The organism is Methylobacillus pratensis, assembly GCF_054072455.1.
Map to the genome: position 1 here is coordinate 455,251 of NZ_JBSUSR010000001.1, position 14,636 is coordinate 469,886.

At 58.7% G+C, this 14,636-nt stretch carries 12 protein-coding genes; 6 read left to right on the forward strand and 6 right to left on the reverse strand.

Features of this window, described 5'->3' with window-relative positions; all coding sequences use genetic code 11:
• Positions 1-33 precede the first annotated feature (33 nt).
• A complete protein-coding gene (locus tag ACW4YW_RS02060) occupies positions 34-915 on the forward strand; it encodes a DMT family transporter (protein WP_457136030.1) in 882 nt (293 codons plus the stop codon).
• A 51-nt stretch (positions 916-966) separates the two neighbouring features.
• Here the strand turns inward: ACW4YW_RS02060 and ACW4YW_RS02065 are convergent, their stop codons facing one another.
• The 3 genes from ACW4YW_RS02065 to hrpA form a co-directional block, all read right to left on the reverse strand.
• Positions 967-2,004, reverse strand: coding sequence for a Gfo/Idh/MocA family protein (locus ACW4YW_RS02065; protein WP_457136031.1), 1,038 nt, complete (start codon positions 2,002-2,004; stop codon positions 967-969).
• Between the two features lie 95 nt (positions 2,005-2,099).
• A complete protein-coding gene (locus tag ACW4YW_RS02070; RefSeq protein WP_457136032.1) occupies positions 2,100-3,353 on the reverse strand; it encodes a lytic murein transglycosylase in 1,254 nt (417 codons plus the stop codon).
• A gap of 187 nt (positions 3,354-3,540) precedes the next feature.
• Entirely contained in the window at positions 3,541-7,602 is a 4,062-nt protein-coding gene (hrpA, locus tag ACW4YW_RS02075) for an ATP-dependent RNA helicase HrpA (RefSeq protein ID WP_457136490.1), read from the reverse strand.
• A gap of 249 nt (positions 7,603-7,851) precedes the next feature.
• Between hrpA and ACW4YW_RS02080 the strand changes: the two genes are divergently transcribed.
• Positions 7,852-9,030 carry a PEP-CTERM sorting domain-containing protein gene (locus ACW4YW_RS02080; protein ID WP_457136033.1) on the forward strand — a complete coding sequence of 393 codons (1,179 nt, stop codon included), beginning with the start codon at positions 7,852-7,854 and terminating at the stop codon, positions 9,028-9,030.
• Between the two features lie 160 nt (positions 9,031-9,190).
• Here ACW4YW_RS02080 and ACW4YW_RS02085 read toward each other — a convergent pair whose 3' ends face one another.
• Positions 9,191-9,844, reverse strand: coding sequence for a PEP-CTERM sorting domain-containing protein (locus ACW4YW_RS02085; RefSeq protein ID WP_457136034.1), 654 nt, complete (start codon positions 9,842-9,844; stop codon positions 9,191-9,193).
• Positions 9,845-10,139: 295 nt separating this feature from the next.
• Between ACW4YW_RS02085 and ACW4YW_RS02090 the strand changes: the two genes are divergently transcribed.
• The 4 genes from ACW4YW_RS02090 (at position 10,140) to ACW4YW_RS02105 (ending at position 12,944) form a co-directional block, all read left to right on the forward strand.
• Complete coding sequence (locus tag ACW4YW_RS02090) at positions 10,140-11,159, forward strand: zinc-binding alcohol dehydrogenase family protein (RefSeq protein ID WP_457136035.1); 1,020 nt, start codon at positions 10,140-10,142, stop codon at positions 11,157-11,159.
• A 64-nt stretch (positions 11,160-11,223) separates the two neighbouring features.
• Positions 11,224-11,526 carry a hypothetical protein gene (locus ACW4YW_RS02095; RefSeq protein ID WP_457136036.1) on the forward strand — a complete coding sequence of 101 codons (303 nt, stop codon included), beginning with the start codon at positions 11,224-11,226 and terminating at the stop codon, positions 11,524-11,526.
• On the forward strand, positions 11,523-11,972 hold the full coding sequence (locus ACW4YW_RS02100; protein ID WP_457136037.1) for a copper chaperone PCu(A)C: 450 nt from the start codon (positions 11,523-11,525) through the stop codon (positions 11,970-11,972). The genes ACW4YW_RS02095 and ACW4YW_RS02100 overlap by 4 nt, the downstream gene beginning before the upstream one ends.
• Before the next feature lie 33 nt (positions 11,973-12,005).
• The gene (locus ACW4YW_RS02105; protein WP_457136038.1) at positions 12,006-12,944 is read left to right on the forward strand and encodes a YihY/virulence factor BrkB family protein; all 939 of its coding nucleotides are present in this window, start codon (positions 12,006-12,008) and stop codon (positions 12,942-12,944) included.
• 24 nt (positions 12,945-12,968) lie between these two features.
• Here ACW4YW_RS02105 and ACW4YW_RS02110 read toward each other — a convergent pair whose 3' ends face one another.
• A complete protein-coding gene (locus ACW4YW_RS02110) occupies positions 12,969-13,790 on the reverse strand; it encodes a class I SAM-dependent methyltransferase (RefSeq protein ID WP_457136039.1) in 822 nt (273 codons plus the stop codon).
• 90 nt (positions 13,791-13,880) lie between these two features.
• A complete protein-coding gene (locus tag ACW4YW_RS02115) occupies positions 13,881-14,606 on the reverse strand; it encodes a hypothetical protein (RefSeq protein WP_457136040.1) in 726 nt (241 codons plus the stop codon).
• Positions 14,607-14,636: the final 30 nt, after the last annotated feature.

Genomic DNA, 14,636 nt, shown 5'->3' on the forward strand with positions numbered 1-14,636 from the left:
TCGCCACTCCTGATTTTGAATAGGCATCACGACATGAGATTCTGGCTTTTTCCCCTGACGGCAATGGCATTGTGGGCTGGCAACGTGATCGTTTCCAAACTCGCGGCCGGCATCATCGCGCCGCCTGCGATCACCTTTTACCGCCTGATCGTGGCGGTCGTGCTGATGTCGGTGTTTATCGCGATACCCGCATGGAGAAACCGCAAAGCGGTCAAGCAGGCATTGCCCAAGCTATTGTTCCTCGGCTTCCTCAGCATGGCGTTTTACCAATGCCTGTCTTATTGGGCCGCCAACACTTCCACCGCTACCAATATGGCCATCATTACCGCGCTGACTCCGCTGGCGACATTACTGATGAGCACATTGGTGCTGCGCGACCGCCCCACGCCCGTCATGCTGCTCGGGGCGGCCATTGCGTTGACGGGGACGCTATACCTGGTCGGCCAGGGGCATATCGCCAAGCTGCTGCAAGGCGGCTGGCATGTAGGGGATCTCTTGATGCTGGCTGCCGTCAGCAGCTATGCGCTGTACAGCGTCCTGCTGAGGTATTGGAAACTGGCCCTACCCGCTTGGCAGTCCACCTATCTCCAAGCGCTGGCGGCATTGGCCTTTATGACGCCCATGATGCTGTTCGTCCCGACAGGGCAAGCGCAGCTCAGTGCCCAATCGCTGCCCCTGGTCCTGTATGCGGGCATATTGGCTTCCGTCGCGTTGCCGTTTTGCTGGATCAAGGGAATTGAACACCTCGGCCCCAACCGTTGCAGCATGACCATGAACTTGCTGCCCGTGTTCACGGCGGGGCTGGCGGTGGCGATACTGCATGAGCGTTTGCACGCCTATCACCTTATCGGCGGCGGCATGGCATTGCTTGGGGTGGTTCTTTCCCAGCTACCCGTCAAGAAGCGTCATCAGTGAAAGAGCGGTAAACCGTAAGCGACAGGCCTGTTCTGCCTGCCGCCTCTCGGCCTAGTCCTGGGAAATCTCGACCCGCTGGCCTTCCGCGGCGGACTGCATCGCCGCCACGATCGCCTTGCAGTTGCCGCGCGCATCCGCCAGGCTGAGGAACGGCGGCTTGCCGTTGAGCACGCAGTCGCTGAAATGCTCGATTTCGAGGATGAAATGGCTGCTTGCGGGCAGGCGCTCTTCCCAAAAGCGGCCGTCCTCGGTCCACCAGGTGATGACCGGCACGTCGCCCGCCTGCTGCCAGACGGTGTGGCATTTCAGGCCGCCCTTGCTGCCGGTCACCTGGTATTCGGAACGGCGCGAGCATTCGAAGCCGATATCGAACTGCCCTTGCCTGCCTTCGCCGAAATCGAATACGCCGCTGGTTGCGATGTCCGCCCCGCTTTCAGTATATTGCGCTATCGTCACGACGCTCTTGGGTTCGGTGCCGAAACAGCTGCGCAACGAATGGATGGCATAGGGCCCGATATCCCACATCGCGCCGCCGCCATGGTCCACATCCTTTTCCAGGCGGTAGAGCCGCGCGGGCTTCATGATGAAGGAGTAGCTCGCGCGCACGAATTTCACGTCGCCGATCACGCCGGAACGCAGCAACTCTTGCACGCGCGCGAATTGCGGATGGAAGACGTACATGAAGCCTTCCATCACGGTCACGCCCTGCTGCTGTGCTGCATTCGTAATAGCATCCACATCGGCCACGGTCAGCGCCAGCGGTTTCTCGATCAGCACGTGCTTGCCCTTCGCAATCGCCTTCAACGCCCATTCGGTATGCTCGTGGTTGGACATCGGCAGGTAAACGGCCTCGACATTGTCGTCGTCAAGCAATGCTTCAGGCTCGTCATAGCACTTCACGGCGCTTGCCGCCTGGGGCGCATGCTTTTGCACGGTTGCAGCGGCGGCCCCCGGACGGCGGCTGGCAATCGCCACCAGCTCGGCATTGGCTGCATCGACGATGGCGGGCAACAGGCGCTCATTGACGCGTGCCGCGCCCAGTATGCCCCAGCGCAGCTTGCGGTCCCGACTCACGCTATCCTTGCTCATCTGCGTTTCTCCTTTGACTATTGTTTGAATATTTCACTGTATTTAATTTCACGTTTCGAATCTCTCTTGCTGCATCTCTCCTTGCGGCAGCCCAATCAAGGCTGCGTGCCAGGGAAGCCCGGAATCAACTCGGTATCCACCGTCTGGCTGGCAAGCGTGGTGGCGACGTGTTGCATCAGGTTGGGCGATGCGTAACCGTCCGCAGGCAAGGCATGTGCCAGTTGATAGCCGCGGATTGCCGCCTGGGTCTTGGGGCCGGGCAGGCCGTCGCTGCCGCCGGTATCAAAGCCCAGATCCGTCAATTGCCTCTGCAGGCGCTTGACGGCATCTATGCTCACCGCCTCCTGCTCGGCCCCGGCGCCGCCAACCAACGCAGGCCCGCCCTGCAGGCGGCTGGCAAGGTGCGCCACTGTCAGCGCATAGCTGGTGGAACGGTTCCATTGCATCACCACGTTGAAATTATCAAACACCATGAAGGCCGGGCCGCGCCAGCCTTGCGGCAGCACAATCGCCGCATTGAGGCCGGCTGGCAGAGCGGTCTGGTCCGCCGCCTGCACGCCAAGGGCCTGCCATTGCTCCACGCTGCGCTTTTGATTGATGGCGGCCTGCTGCCAGGCAAAATCCCCAGGCAGCGCCACCTCGACGGCGATGGGCTCATCGCGCTTCCAGCCTATCGAGCTCAAGTAATGTCCCGCGGAAGCCATGGCATCGGGGATGGATTGCCAGACGTTGATCCTGCCGTCCCCGTCACCGTCCTCGGCATAGGCCAGGAAGGTCGAGGGCATGAATTGCATGTGCCCGACCGCGCCAGCCCACGACCCCACCATGTTGCCGGCCTCGATATGGCCCGCATCGATGATGCGCAAGGCATCCAGCAGCTGGCTGCGGAAGAACGCATGGCGCCGCCCCTCGTAAGCGAGCGTCGCCAACGCCTTGGGTGTGGAAAAGCTGCCAAGCGTCTGGCCGTAATTAGTTTCCAGCCCCCAGAAGGCCAGCAATACAGCGGCGGGCACGCCGTACTTCTGCTCCACCGCCTGCAGCACAGGCGCTTGCTCCTGCAGCAAGCCCTGCCCGCGCGCGATCTGCTTCGGCGTCACTCGGCGGCCGAGGTAGCCGAGGAAGGTTTGCACGAACTCAGGCTGCGCCTGGTCCAGCTCGACCACGCGGTCTATCGGCTGGGCATCCGCCAGGGCCGCCTGCAACGTCGCCGCCGAAATCCCTTGCGCCTGCGCATCGCGGCTGAAATCCTGCACCCACTCGTCAAAGCTTTGCCCGTCGGCGTACGACAGCATGGTGTAAAACAGGCTGCAAGCCAATATACAAGCTAGCGAACGGCGCAATTTGAACAACGCATCCTCCTTAATATTGCTGCAATGCTTTAATGCATCATTAAATTAGGCACTAGCTGGCGACAATGCGTATTAAGAGCTGCTAACAAAACCCAGCGAAGCGATTTTGGCTAGGCGTTCTACTGCAGACAGTACACCAAGTACGGCAAGGCAGAGCAACGACGCCAAAAGGGTTTTGTTAGCAGCTCTAAGCGCGAACCATGTCTTCCCAGGCCTTATCCAGGCGTTTCACCGACACCGGGAACGGTGTCTTCAACTCCTGCGCAAACAGGGAAACGCGAAGCTCCTCGATCAGCCAGCGATAATCCAGCACGGTCGGCGGCACTTCATGGTTGGCCTTGCGCAAGCCCAGCACGTGCGACTCCCAACGCTCCCACACTTGCTGCACGAACTGGCCGCTGCGCGTATCGCGCTCTATCGCGCCTGGATACTTCTCCAGGCGCAGACGCATGGCCTTGATATAGCGCGGCAAGTGCTGCAGGGTTTCCCACGGCGTCGCGCTGAAAAAACGCTTGGGTAGCAGGCGCGCGAGCTGGCCTTCCAGCTCCTTCTTGATTCTGGACAGGTTGGCGGGAGCGGCGTTCAACTTTTGTGTGAGTTGCGTGTATTCCGCGGCAATTGCCGTCGCCAGCCGGCCCGCACCCTCCACCACCGCCGGCAGGCGCGTTCGCGCACGGGTCTTCAATGCCATGAAATCCTGGTTGCTGCGCGGCAGCTCATCCTCGCCGATGAACGCCCGGTCGCTGATCGCGACCAGCATGTCTTCGCGCAACTCGTCCGGGTTCATGATGTTGCGCAACTGCAAGGCATATTGGTTGAAGCCGGGCAGGCCTTTTTCCAGCTGCTTCATCTGCTCTTTGAGCTCGAAGCGCATCAGGCGGCGTACCCCCGTCCGGTGCGCCAACCTCGCCGCCAGTTCGGTATCGAACAGCTTGATGGCGACGCTGTCGGCGTTGTCCTCCAACGCCGGGTAGCCGGTCAACTGGCGTCCGTCGCGGCTGAAGCTCAAGGTCGGCGGCAAATCGCCGAAATCCCACTGCTTGAGTCCGGATTTCTCGATGCCGGGCGAACTGCTGCGAAAAGTCAGCTGCGCCGCCTGGCCAAGTTGAGCCTTGAGCGCGTGCCAGTCGCGGCCGCTGCCCAGTTCGCGGTTTTTCTCGTCCACCACACGGAAATTCATGTAAAGGTGCGCATCCAGCGCATCGGCCTGCCATTCACCCGCGCCCAGCTTCAAGCCGGTACGCTGCTGGATATAGTTTGCCAATGCGGGCAGCAATGCCCCGTCTTTTTTGGACGCTGTTTCCAGGAAGCCGGTCACGAAATCCGGCACCGGTACACAGACGCGGCGCAGCGTCTTGGGCAATGCCTTGATCAACGCCGTCACCTTGTCACGGATCATGCCTGGCACCAGCCATTCCGCCCCCACCGGGTTGAGCTGGTTGAGCAAGGCCAGCGGCACGGTCGCCGTCACGCCATCCAAGGGATGCCCAGGCTCGAAACGGTACTTGAGCGGCAGCTTGACGCCGTCCAGCTCCAGGCTTTCCGGGAACTGCACCTCGGTAATGCCCGCCGCGCCGTGGCGCATCAAGTGGTCGCGCGTGAGATAGAGGATTTTCGGATTGTCCTTTTCCGCGTCCTCGCGCCATTTCTCGAACCCGGCGCCGTTGACGATGCCTTCGGGAACGACCGCGTCGTAGAACGCAAACAGCGTATGCTCGTCCACCAGCACGTCTTGCCGCCGCGCCTTGTGCTCCAGCTCTTCGATCTCTGCAATCAGGCGGCGGTTGGCGGCGAAAAACGGCGCGCGGGTATCGAACTCCATGTTCGCCAGCGCCTCGCGGATGAAAATCTCGCGCGATTCCTTGGGGTTGATCGGGCCATAATGCACACGGCGGCGCGGCACCACGGTAAGGCCGTAGAGGCTCACGCGCTCCCAGGCCGCCACTTGCGCCGGCTTGCGGTCCCAGCGCGGATCGCTGTAGTGGCTCTGCGTCAGGCCGCGCGCCAGCGGCTCTATCCAATCCGGTTCTATTTTCGCCACGCAACGCGCATACAGCTTGGTGGTTTCCATCAGCTCCGCCGCCATCACCCATTTCGGGCGGGCTTTCTTCAAGGTGGAGCCGGGCGCGACATGGAAGCGGATACCGCGCGCGCCGAGGTAATTGTCCGCCTCGCCGTCCTTGAAACCGATATTGCCCAGCAACCCGGCAAGCAAGGCGCGATGCACCTGCTCATAGGAGGCGGGCTGCTCATTGAGCTTGAGCTCCAACTCGTCGGCGATCTCCCGGAGTTGCTGGTACAGCTCGCGCCACTCCTTGAGCCGCAGGAACGAGAGGAAATTGCTGTGGCACTTGTTGAGCAAATCCTTGTTCGACTTCCTGCTCTTGAATGTTTCCTCGTACCATTCCCACAGCTTGATGAAGCCGAGAAAATCGGAATGCTCGACCTTGAACTTGGCATGCGCCTGGTCTGCCGCCTCGCGCTTGTCCATCGGCCGCTCGCGCGGGTCCTGGATCGCCAGCGCGCTGGCGATGATGAGGATTTCGCGCACGCAGCCCTGTTTCTTGCCTTCCAGGATCATGCGCGAGACGCGCGGGTCCAGCGGCAGCCGAGCTAATTGCCTGCCGGTTTCGGTGATGTTCTGCTCCGCATCCACCGCGCCCAGTTCCTGCAACAACTGGTAACCGTCGGCAATATAGCGCGAGCTGGGCGCCTCGATGAAGGGGAACTCCTGCACGTTGCCCAGCTTGAGCGCGGCCATGCGCAGGATGACGGCGGCCAGCGAGGAACGCAGGATTTCGGGGTCGGTGAATTCGGGACGGTTGTTGAAATCCGCTTCGTCGTAAAGCCGGATGCAGATGCCGTTGGACACGCGTCCGCAGCGGCCCGCGCGCTGGCGCGCCGCCGCCTGCGAGATTTTCTCCACCTGCAATTGCTCGACCTTGGCGCGCGCACTGTAGCGGTTGACGCGCGCCAGGCCGGTATCAATCACATATTTGATGCCCGGCACAGTGAGCGAAGTTTCGGCGACATTGGTTGCGAGCACCACGCGCCGCCCACCGCTGGAGCGGAATACTTTCTGCTGGTCTTCTATCGACAAGCGCGCAAACAGCGGCAATATCTCGACATGGCGCAGGTGCTTGTTGAGGTAATCCGCCGTATCGCGAATCTCACGCTCGCCCGGCAGGAATACCAGGATATCGCCGCCGCCGAGCCGGGAGAGTTGCTCCACGGAATCGAGAATCGCCTCTTCCATCGCCTCCTCGGCATCGTCCTCTTCCAGCCACTTGGCCTCGGCGCGCGGCTTGCGCTGGATGCCCATGATGTCCTGACCGAGCAGCTCCACATCATCATCGTCATCCAGCCATTTGCGGATGGAAGGGTCGATATTGCCGGCCTTGCGCTTGATGCCGATGTCAATGATATCTTCTTGCGGCGCATCTGCTTCCCGTTTCACTACGGGAACAGGCGCAGCGACTGGCGCGGGCGGCGCGATTGCCATACGGCGGCTGCCCAAGGGACGATAGCGGATTTCCACCGGATATGTCCGCCCGGAAACCTCGATCACCGGCGCGCCGTTGAAATGGCGCGAGAAGCGCTCAGCGTCGATGGTCGCCGAGGTGACGATCACCTTGAGATCGGGCCGTCGCGGCAGTAATTGCTTCAGGTATCCGAGCAGGAAATCGATGTTCAGGCTGCGCTCGTGCGCCTCGTCGATGATGATGGTGTCGTAGGCGTTGAGGAAGCGGTCGCCCTGCGTTTCCGCGAGCAGGATGCCGTCGGTCATCAGCTTGATATAGCTGTTTTCCGAGAGGCGGTCGTTGAAGCGTACCTTGTAACCTACCGCCTCGCCTAGCGGAGACTTTAATTCCTGCGCAATGCGCGACGCGACCGAGCGTGCGGCAATCCGCCGCGGCTGGGTATGGCCGATCAGCCCGCTGACGCCGCGCCCCAGTTCCAGGCAAATCTTGGGCAATTGCGTGGTCTTGCCGGAACCCGTTTCGCCGCTGACAATCACCACCTGGTGCTTGCGTATCGCCTCGGCAATTTCATCCTTTCGATTGCTGACCGGCAGCTCGGCGGGATATTCAGGCCTGGGCAGCTGCTCGAGCCGGGATTGGCGCCGTTGCACGGAAGCCTGGATCTTGGCGGCCACATCCGCCAGGGACTGGTCGACAGGTTTGCCCTGCTGCTGCGATGCATTCAGCTGTTGCAAACGTCGCCTTAACGGAAACTGGTCCTGCAACATGCATTCGGGAAGCTGCGCCTGCAATCGTTGCAGCATCTGGCGCTCGGAAACGGGATTGGGTGTACTCATAGATAGGCGTGGATTTTAGCATGGCTATGGAAACTTCATCGCCACCTCCCCAGGCATCAAGAGTGTTGCTGTATTAGTCAATTGAGACTAATTGCCAATACTCTCTTCAGTGGAGATAATCGTGAACGTAAAGAAATAAAAACTATTAATAACAAAACTTAATTTTGGGGAGTAAATAAATTGAAGTTAGTCCAATGGTCTATTCTTGCCGTGATCCTGACACCTACACTCGGCAACGCAGCACCCAGCTATTCCCTTAGCCAACTAAGCGCACCAACCGGTTTCAGTTTCATCGTTGCCTCGGCAATCAATCAAAACGGCCAGATCGCTGGCACCAGTGCTTTTATTGATGTCGAACCAGCACACTCCCCAGAATATATTGTTGGAGCGCGTGCCACTATCTGGCTGAATGGAAGCGCTCAAGCAATTGACGGTGGTGCAGGTAAATACAGTCACGGCAACGCCATCAACGACCTTGGGCAAGTGGCAGGTGTCAGCTATACGCAATCGCCAGATTTCATGCAATACAACACTCAAGTTCCGGAGGGCTTGGAGTCCATTCCTCCGGGCCCAACGACCTACGATGCACAAGCAACCGTCTGGCATAACGGAACTGTTACCACCTTGGCTGGGTTGAGCAATCAATACGGCACCGCCAATGCAATCAACAACCAGGGACAAGTGGTCGGCTGGAGTTTCAACGATCAAAACAAACAGACTGCCACATCATGGCGTAACGGAAACGCGATTGCCCTCACCACTACAGGATCCGCCAGTGAAGCGAGCGACATCAATAACCAAGGACAGGCGGTAGGCTGGCAAAATATAGGGGACCGGGCAAATGCGGTTTTCTGGACCAGCGATAATCAATTGATTGAGCTGGCTTCATTGGGTGGCAACGGCAGCCAGGCTTTCGCCATCAATGACGCTGGCTGGACAGTAGGATGGAGCAACTCAGCGGATGCTTACCAACACGCCACGCTGTGGGCAAACGACGAAGTAATCGACCTCGGCAGGTTAGGAGGCTACGCCAGCTATGCTTATGGCATCAACAATCTCGGCCAAATTGTCGGCAGTTATGTTAGTGACCAACAAGATGGTGTTGAAGAATTCGCAATTCTCTGGGAAAACGGCAATGCCATCGACCTGAATGACCTGATTGGCGACAATCTGGGTGTTACCTTGATTTCAGCCAATAGCATTAACGATCAAGGTTGGATCGTCGTTCAAGGTGAAGACAGTAATGGATACCTTAACTATTACCTGCTTACACCAGTGCCGGAACCTTCCACTTATGCCATGCTGCTGGCAGGCCTTGGTTTGCTCATGAGCAGCTCGCGCCGCAAACCGCACCAATAAATATCGGCTTCAGCCATATCCTAAAGCCCTGCATTGGAGCAGGGCTTTTTCATTTTCCCATTAGCGAGACAGCTGTGCTTGAGCTCGGGGCACCAATACTGCGCCGGAACTCTACTAGTAGGCCGGCGCAGTTTCACTACACAAATTTATCCAAACTTGTTTATGCGAATTTGGCAGCAGCCACAACATTCTTGCGACGGCGTAGCGCAACAGCGCCAATCACACCTGCACCTAGCATCATCATCGCCCAGCTGGATGGCTCAGGAACGGCTGCAATAGTCACCGAAAGATTGTCGATCGAGACATTGCCTTCCGAGCCGAAAGGCAGGATACGGAAGCCGCCAATGCCGTTGGTGGTATCGACGCTGTAACGAACATAGTTCTCTTGCGCGAAGTCGTAGCCGTTGTTTGAACCGTCATCAATCCCCTGTGGCGCAACATCGAGCACACTGCTGAACAACGTGTTGCCATTGATATCGAACACGGTCAGCGTCTGTGCCAGGCCGGTAGTGTAATTGAGAATGTCGAACGAGAAGTTGGTGATCGTCGCACCAAACTCCGCGTCGAAGAAAATATTGACCGAGCGGCCGTCGTCGCGATTGCCGTCAAAGATAGTCAAGCCAGTGACATTGTTGCCGCGATAGTCCGGGTTATACGAACTTTCAAGCGCCGCGTTGGTGTATTGGCCGAACCAGCGTGTCTTCCAGTCGCCGAAATTCGGATCATCAAAGCTTTCAGTCAACACGTCAGCCTGTACGCTAGTCACGGAAGCAGCAACAAAAATAGCAATGCTGCAAAGTTTAAAGATATTCATGCAATGTTACCCCTGTAAATAAATGAGCTTGAAATGGCGATCTGGAAAATGCGCACGACGACACACTGCCGCCAATACACGCAGCCAAGCTTGAGCTAACGATGTGACGCAGAAATTAAGGCAGACCCACTCCCCACTGATCCATCGAGAGGGCTGACAGGCTCCCCCGAACTATCAAATCAGAGACGGGAAGTCAAAATGCAAGGAAACGAAATGCACCAGACATTGCGTGTACTTGCCAGCCCAACAGGCACCGCTAAAATGCTCACATCATTCGACCATTTAAGGATTGCCCGTGAAAGCCGTCGCCCTGACACGCTATTTGCCGACTTACCATCCCGAATCCCTGCAGGATATGAACCTGCCTGTCCCGGTTCCCGGACCGCGCGACCTGCTGGTAAGGGTGGACGCGATTGCGGTCAACCCGGTCGATACCAAGGTACGCGCGCCCAAGGACAAGATTGAGAAGGAGCCGCGCATACTGGGCTGGGATGCAGTCGGCACAGTGGTCGGCATCGGCAGCGAGGTATCGCTGTTCCAGGTCGGCGATTCGGTATATTACGCCGGCGACATCACGCGCCAAGGTTGCAACAGCGAATTTCAGGCGGTAGATGAGCGGATTGTCGGCCACAGGCCGAAATCCCTGACGCCTAGCGGGGCCGCCGCCCTGCCGTTGACCGCCATCACGGCGTGGGAATCGTTGTTCGACCGCTTGATGGTGGAAGTGCCGCCGCACCCCGGGCGCCGCAAGACGATCCTGATCATTGGCGGCGCGGGAGGCGTCGGTTCGATCGCGATCCAGCTCGCCGCCAAAGTCGCGGGGCTGCACGTCATCGCCACTGCCTCGCGTCCGGAATCCGCCGCATGGTGCCGTGAGTTTGGCGCGCATGAGGTCGTGGACCATCACCAGAGCCTGGAAAGCCAGCTCCAGGCATTGGGACATGAATTCGTCGATTACATCCTGATCCTCAACAATACCGACCTGCATACGCCGGCTGCCGTCAGACTGGTCGCTCCCCAGGGCGCAATCTGCAGCATCGTGGAAAATGTGAACCTGCTCGATATCGCCCCGCTCAAGAACAAGAGCGCGCGGTTCTGCTGGGAGATGATGTTCACGCGCGCGATGTACCAGACCGAGGACATGGTGAGGCAGCATCACTTGCTCAACGAGGTCGCGCAACTGGTGGACCAGGGCATTTTGAAAACCACGGTCAACCAGGTGCTTTCGCCCATCAATGCCGCCAACCTCAGGCAGGCCCACGCGCAACTGGAAGCAGGGAATACGATAGGAAAGATCGTACTGGAAGGTTTTTAAGCATTGTAACCTCCGCGGCAACATGCCGCATAAGCAGTTCCAGCCTGCGTGATAAGATAGCGGCATGGAATTTGATCAATTGAAGCTGGTAGGCGGGCTGAGCGCTTTTTTCCTGCTGTTTGGATTCGGCTGCTGGTTATTGCTGCAGACCGCGACCATGGGCGACGGCCCTGCCGGTGCGGATTTCTTTGGCGAACTATGCATTGTTACCCCTGCTTCCGGCACCAAGTCCCTCACGCCATGCATTGCGTGCGTGGCGCTTTCGCACCAGCTCGTCTCGCAGACATTGACGCTTGGGCCAACCGCACTCGCCCTGCCCGGCATCAGCGCCTACGCTGAGCCGCTTACCATAGGAGAACAACCATGAAGAGCATCTGCATAAGCCTGCTATTTCTGTGCAGCCTGCAGGCGCAAGCCGGGGTCACCGTCGTCGAGCCATGGGTACGCACCACCGCGCCCGGGCAAAAGGTGGCGGCAGGCTATGTGCGCATCGTCTCGGACAAAGATGTCGCCCTGGTCTCGGCGAACTCAAGCTTTGCCGACAAGGTCGAAGTGCATGAGATGCAGATGGATGACGGCATCATGAGGATGCGCCCGCTCAGGCAACTCGAGCTCAAGGCAAACACGCCAGTGGAATTGAAGCCTGGCGGCTTGCACCTGATGCTGGTCGGGATCAAGAATGCAGTCAAGGCAGGCGACACCATTCCGCTTACCCTGGTGTTTGAAGACAAGAAAGCCGCGCGTGAGAGCGTAGACGTCGTGTTCAACGGCCGCGCCGTCGCCCACCAGGGCATGGAACATCACGCCCATTGACCGCCTGCCGCCGTCATCAACAGGAGAACGCTTTTGGTTGCAAAAATAATACAAGGCCTCAGCCAGCAAGCTGTGCACCGGCTGAAATGCCTGAGCCAGTTGTTGATCCAGTCGGTGCTGTCCTGGTTTTCCCACCGCGCCACCAGCAAGGGAGCCGCGCTCGCCTTCTACACCATGTTCTCGCTCACGCCCATCCTGGTGCTGGTGATTGCAATTGCAGGGTACTTCCTCGGCGAGCGTGCCGCGCATGGTGAAATTGTGGCGCAAATGTCGGACCTGGTGGGCGAAAGCGGCGCGCAGGTAATCCAGAACATGCTGGCGCGGTCGAGCAACCCCAAATCCGGGATCATTGCGACGCTGGTGGCCTCTGCCCTGCTGTTCGTAGGCGCAACCACAGTATTCGCCGAGCTGAAAGCCAGCCTCGATGAAGTCTGGGAAACCACCAAGGAAAAAGCCCAGGGCGGCAGGCAAGCGGTCGGCAACCTGATCAAGACCCGGCTGCTCTCCTTCAGCATCATCCTCTCGCTCGCCTTCCTGCTGCTGACCTCGTTGCTGGTGAATGCCGGCCTGGCGCTCGTGGAACAGTTCTTCGCGGAATTCGTTGGCCGCTTCATTACTGCGATCGGCATATTCAAGCATATTTCCGCACTGGTGAGTTTCGGCGTGATCACTTCGATGTTTGCCGTCATCTTCAAGATGCTGCCGGACGTCAAGCTGCCGTGGTCCGATGTCTGGGTCGGCGCCGCGTTCACAGCCATCCTGTTCAGCCTGGGCAAATACCTGATCGGGATATACCTGGGCAACAGCGCAGTAGCATCAAGCTTTGGCGCCGCAGGCTCCTTGATCGCCCTGCTGCTCTGGGTGTATTACTCCGCGCAGATTTTCTTCTTCGGCGCCGAAATCACGCGGCAATATGCGCTTACGTTCGGCAGCCTGCGCGACATCCCGGCAGACAAGATTCCTCGCAAGTAAACCAACGGGCGGAAATATCAAGCATTAATAGACAAAGCGGTGATGCAGGTCCTGGAGGTTAAGCTGCTCGAGGATCTGCTCAAGCCTGGATTGGGCGTTGCGCCGCGGGCTGTTTTTATAGCGGGCGATGATGAGCTCGTTCTTCATCGAATGCTCCCAACCCACCAGCTCCGTCACCGTCACCTGGTAGCCATGGGCCTCCAGCTGCAGACAGCGCAGCACGTTAGTGATCTGGCTGCCAAATTCGCGAGTGTGAATCGGGTGGCGCCAGATCTCCGATAACGGCGTCTTGCCGAACGAATCGCTCTTGTGGCGCCGCAGCACTTCCGCCACCTCGGCCTGGCAACAAGGCACCAGCACCATGAACTGGGCTTTTTTCTCCAATCCGAAACGGATCGCATCATCGGTTGCCGTGTTGCAGGCATGCAATGCGGTGACGATATCCACCTGCTCGGGCAAGGCAGGCGAAGTAATCGCCTCTTCCACGCTCAAATGCAGGAAATCCATGCGCTCGAAACCCAGCCTTTCCGCGAGCGACTTGGATTTTTCCACCAGTTCGCCGCGGGTTTCTATCCCGGCAATGCGCCCTGCCGCCTGCTGCTTGACGAACAGGTCATAGAGGATGAACCCCAGATACGACTTGCCTGCCCCATGGTCGACCACGATGGGGTTGGCGTTGTTTTCCATCACCTCGAGCAGCAGCGGCTCGATGAAGTGGTAGAGGTGGTATACCTGCTTGAGCTTGCGCCGCGTGTCCTGGTTGAGCTTGCCTTCCCGCGTGAGGATGTGCAACTCCTTGAGGAGTTCGACGGATTGCTGGGGCTTGATTTCTGGGATGAGCGTCATGCCGCTATTTTAGCATCGCCCTTCCCAACCTACTCACCAGCGCATCACGCTAAATAGGCAAATGCGCTGGCAGACAGGATTCACTATGCTTCAGTGCTGGTGCTGATGGTCGTGAAGCTCGTCATGGTCATGGCGATGCACATGCACGCCAGGCGCGCCCTTGGCTGAGGACAGCCAGGCCACGGCCTGCTTGTCATGCTCCATGTCGCCGATATCGACAAAATCCACATGCTGGTAGTCATGCAACATCTGGTTGGTGGTTCTCTGCACCGGCAGCTTGCCCTGGTAGCGCTCCACCAGCTTCACGGTCACGTGATGCTTGGGGTAGCGGTATTCCACCTGCAATGGGATCTGCAATGCGGGAATCCAGGTGATCTCGGTGTCTACGCCGTTCAGTTTGCCCTGGTAAATCTCGGTCGCCATCTTTTCGTAGGGCTGGCCCGGCTTCTTCTGCAGGCTGGCAAGCTCGCTGGCCTTCACCAATTGCGCCAATGCCTGCCATTTATCCTCACTGGCGCCAATGCCGAGCAAACGCAGATCGATGGAGGTGTAGTCGATCGCGCGTTTTTCATCATGCATCAGGTAGACGTAATCCAGGGTGCCGTCCTGCCACTGCCAAAGGTCGCTGTGCTTGGCGTTGAGGTCGCGCAATTCGACCTGGTTGGCCTCGCGCAGCATCAGCCATTCGCGCTTGACCGGCTTCTGGCACGGCACCGCGCATTGCGATGTCTCGAAACGCGCATCCAGGCTGGGCAATGCCTCGGCCGCGGCCAGGTTGGGCAACAGGGCGAGCAACAATGCCCCGGCATATTTCATGTTGTTTTGCATGTTCATACTCTCACAAAC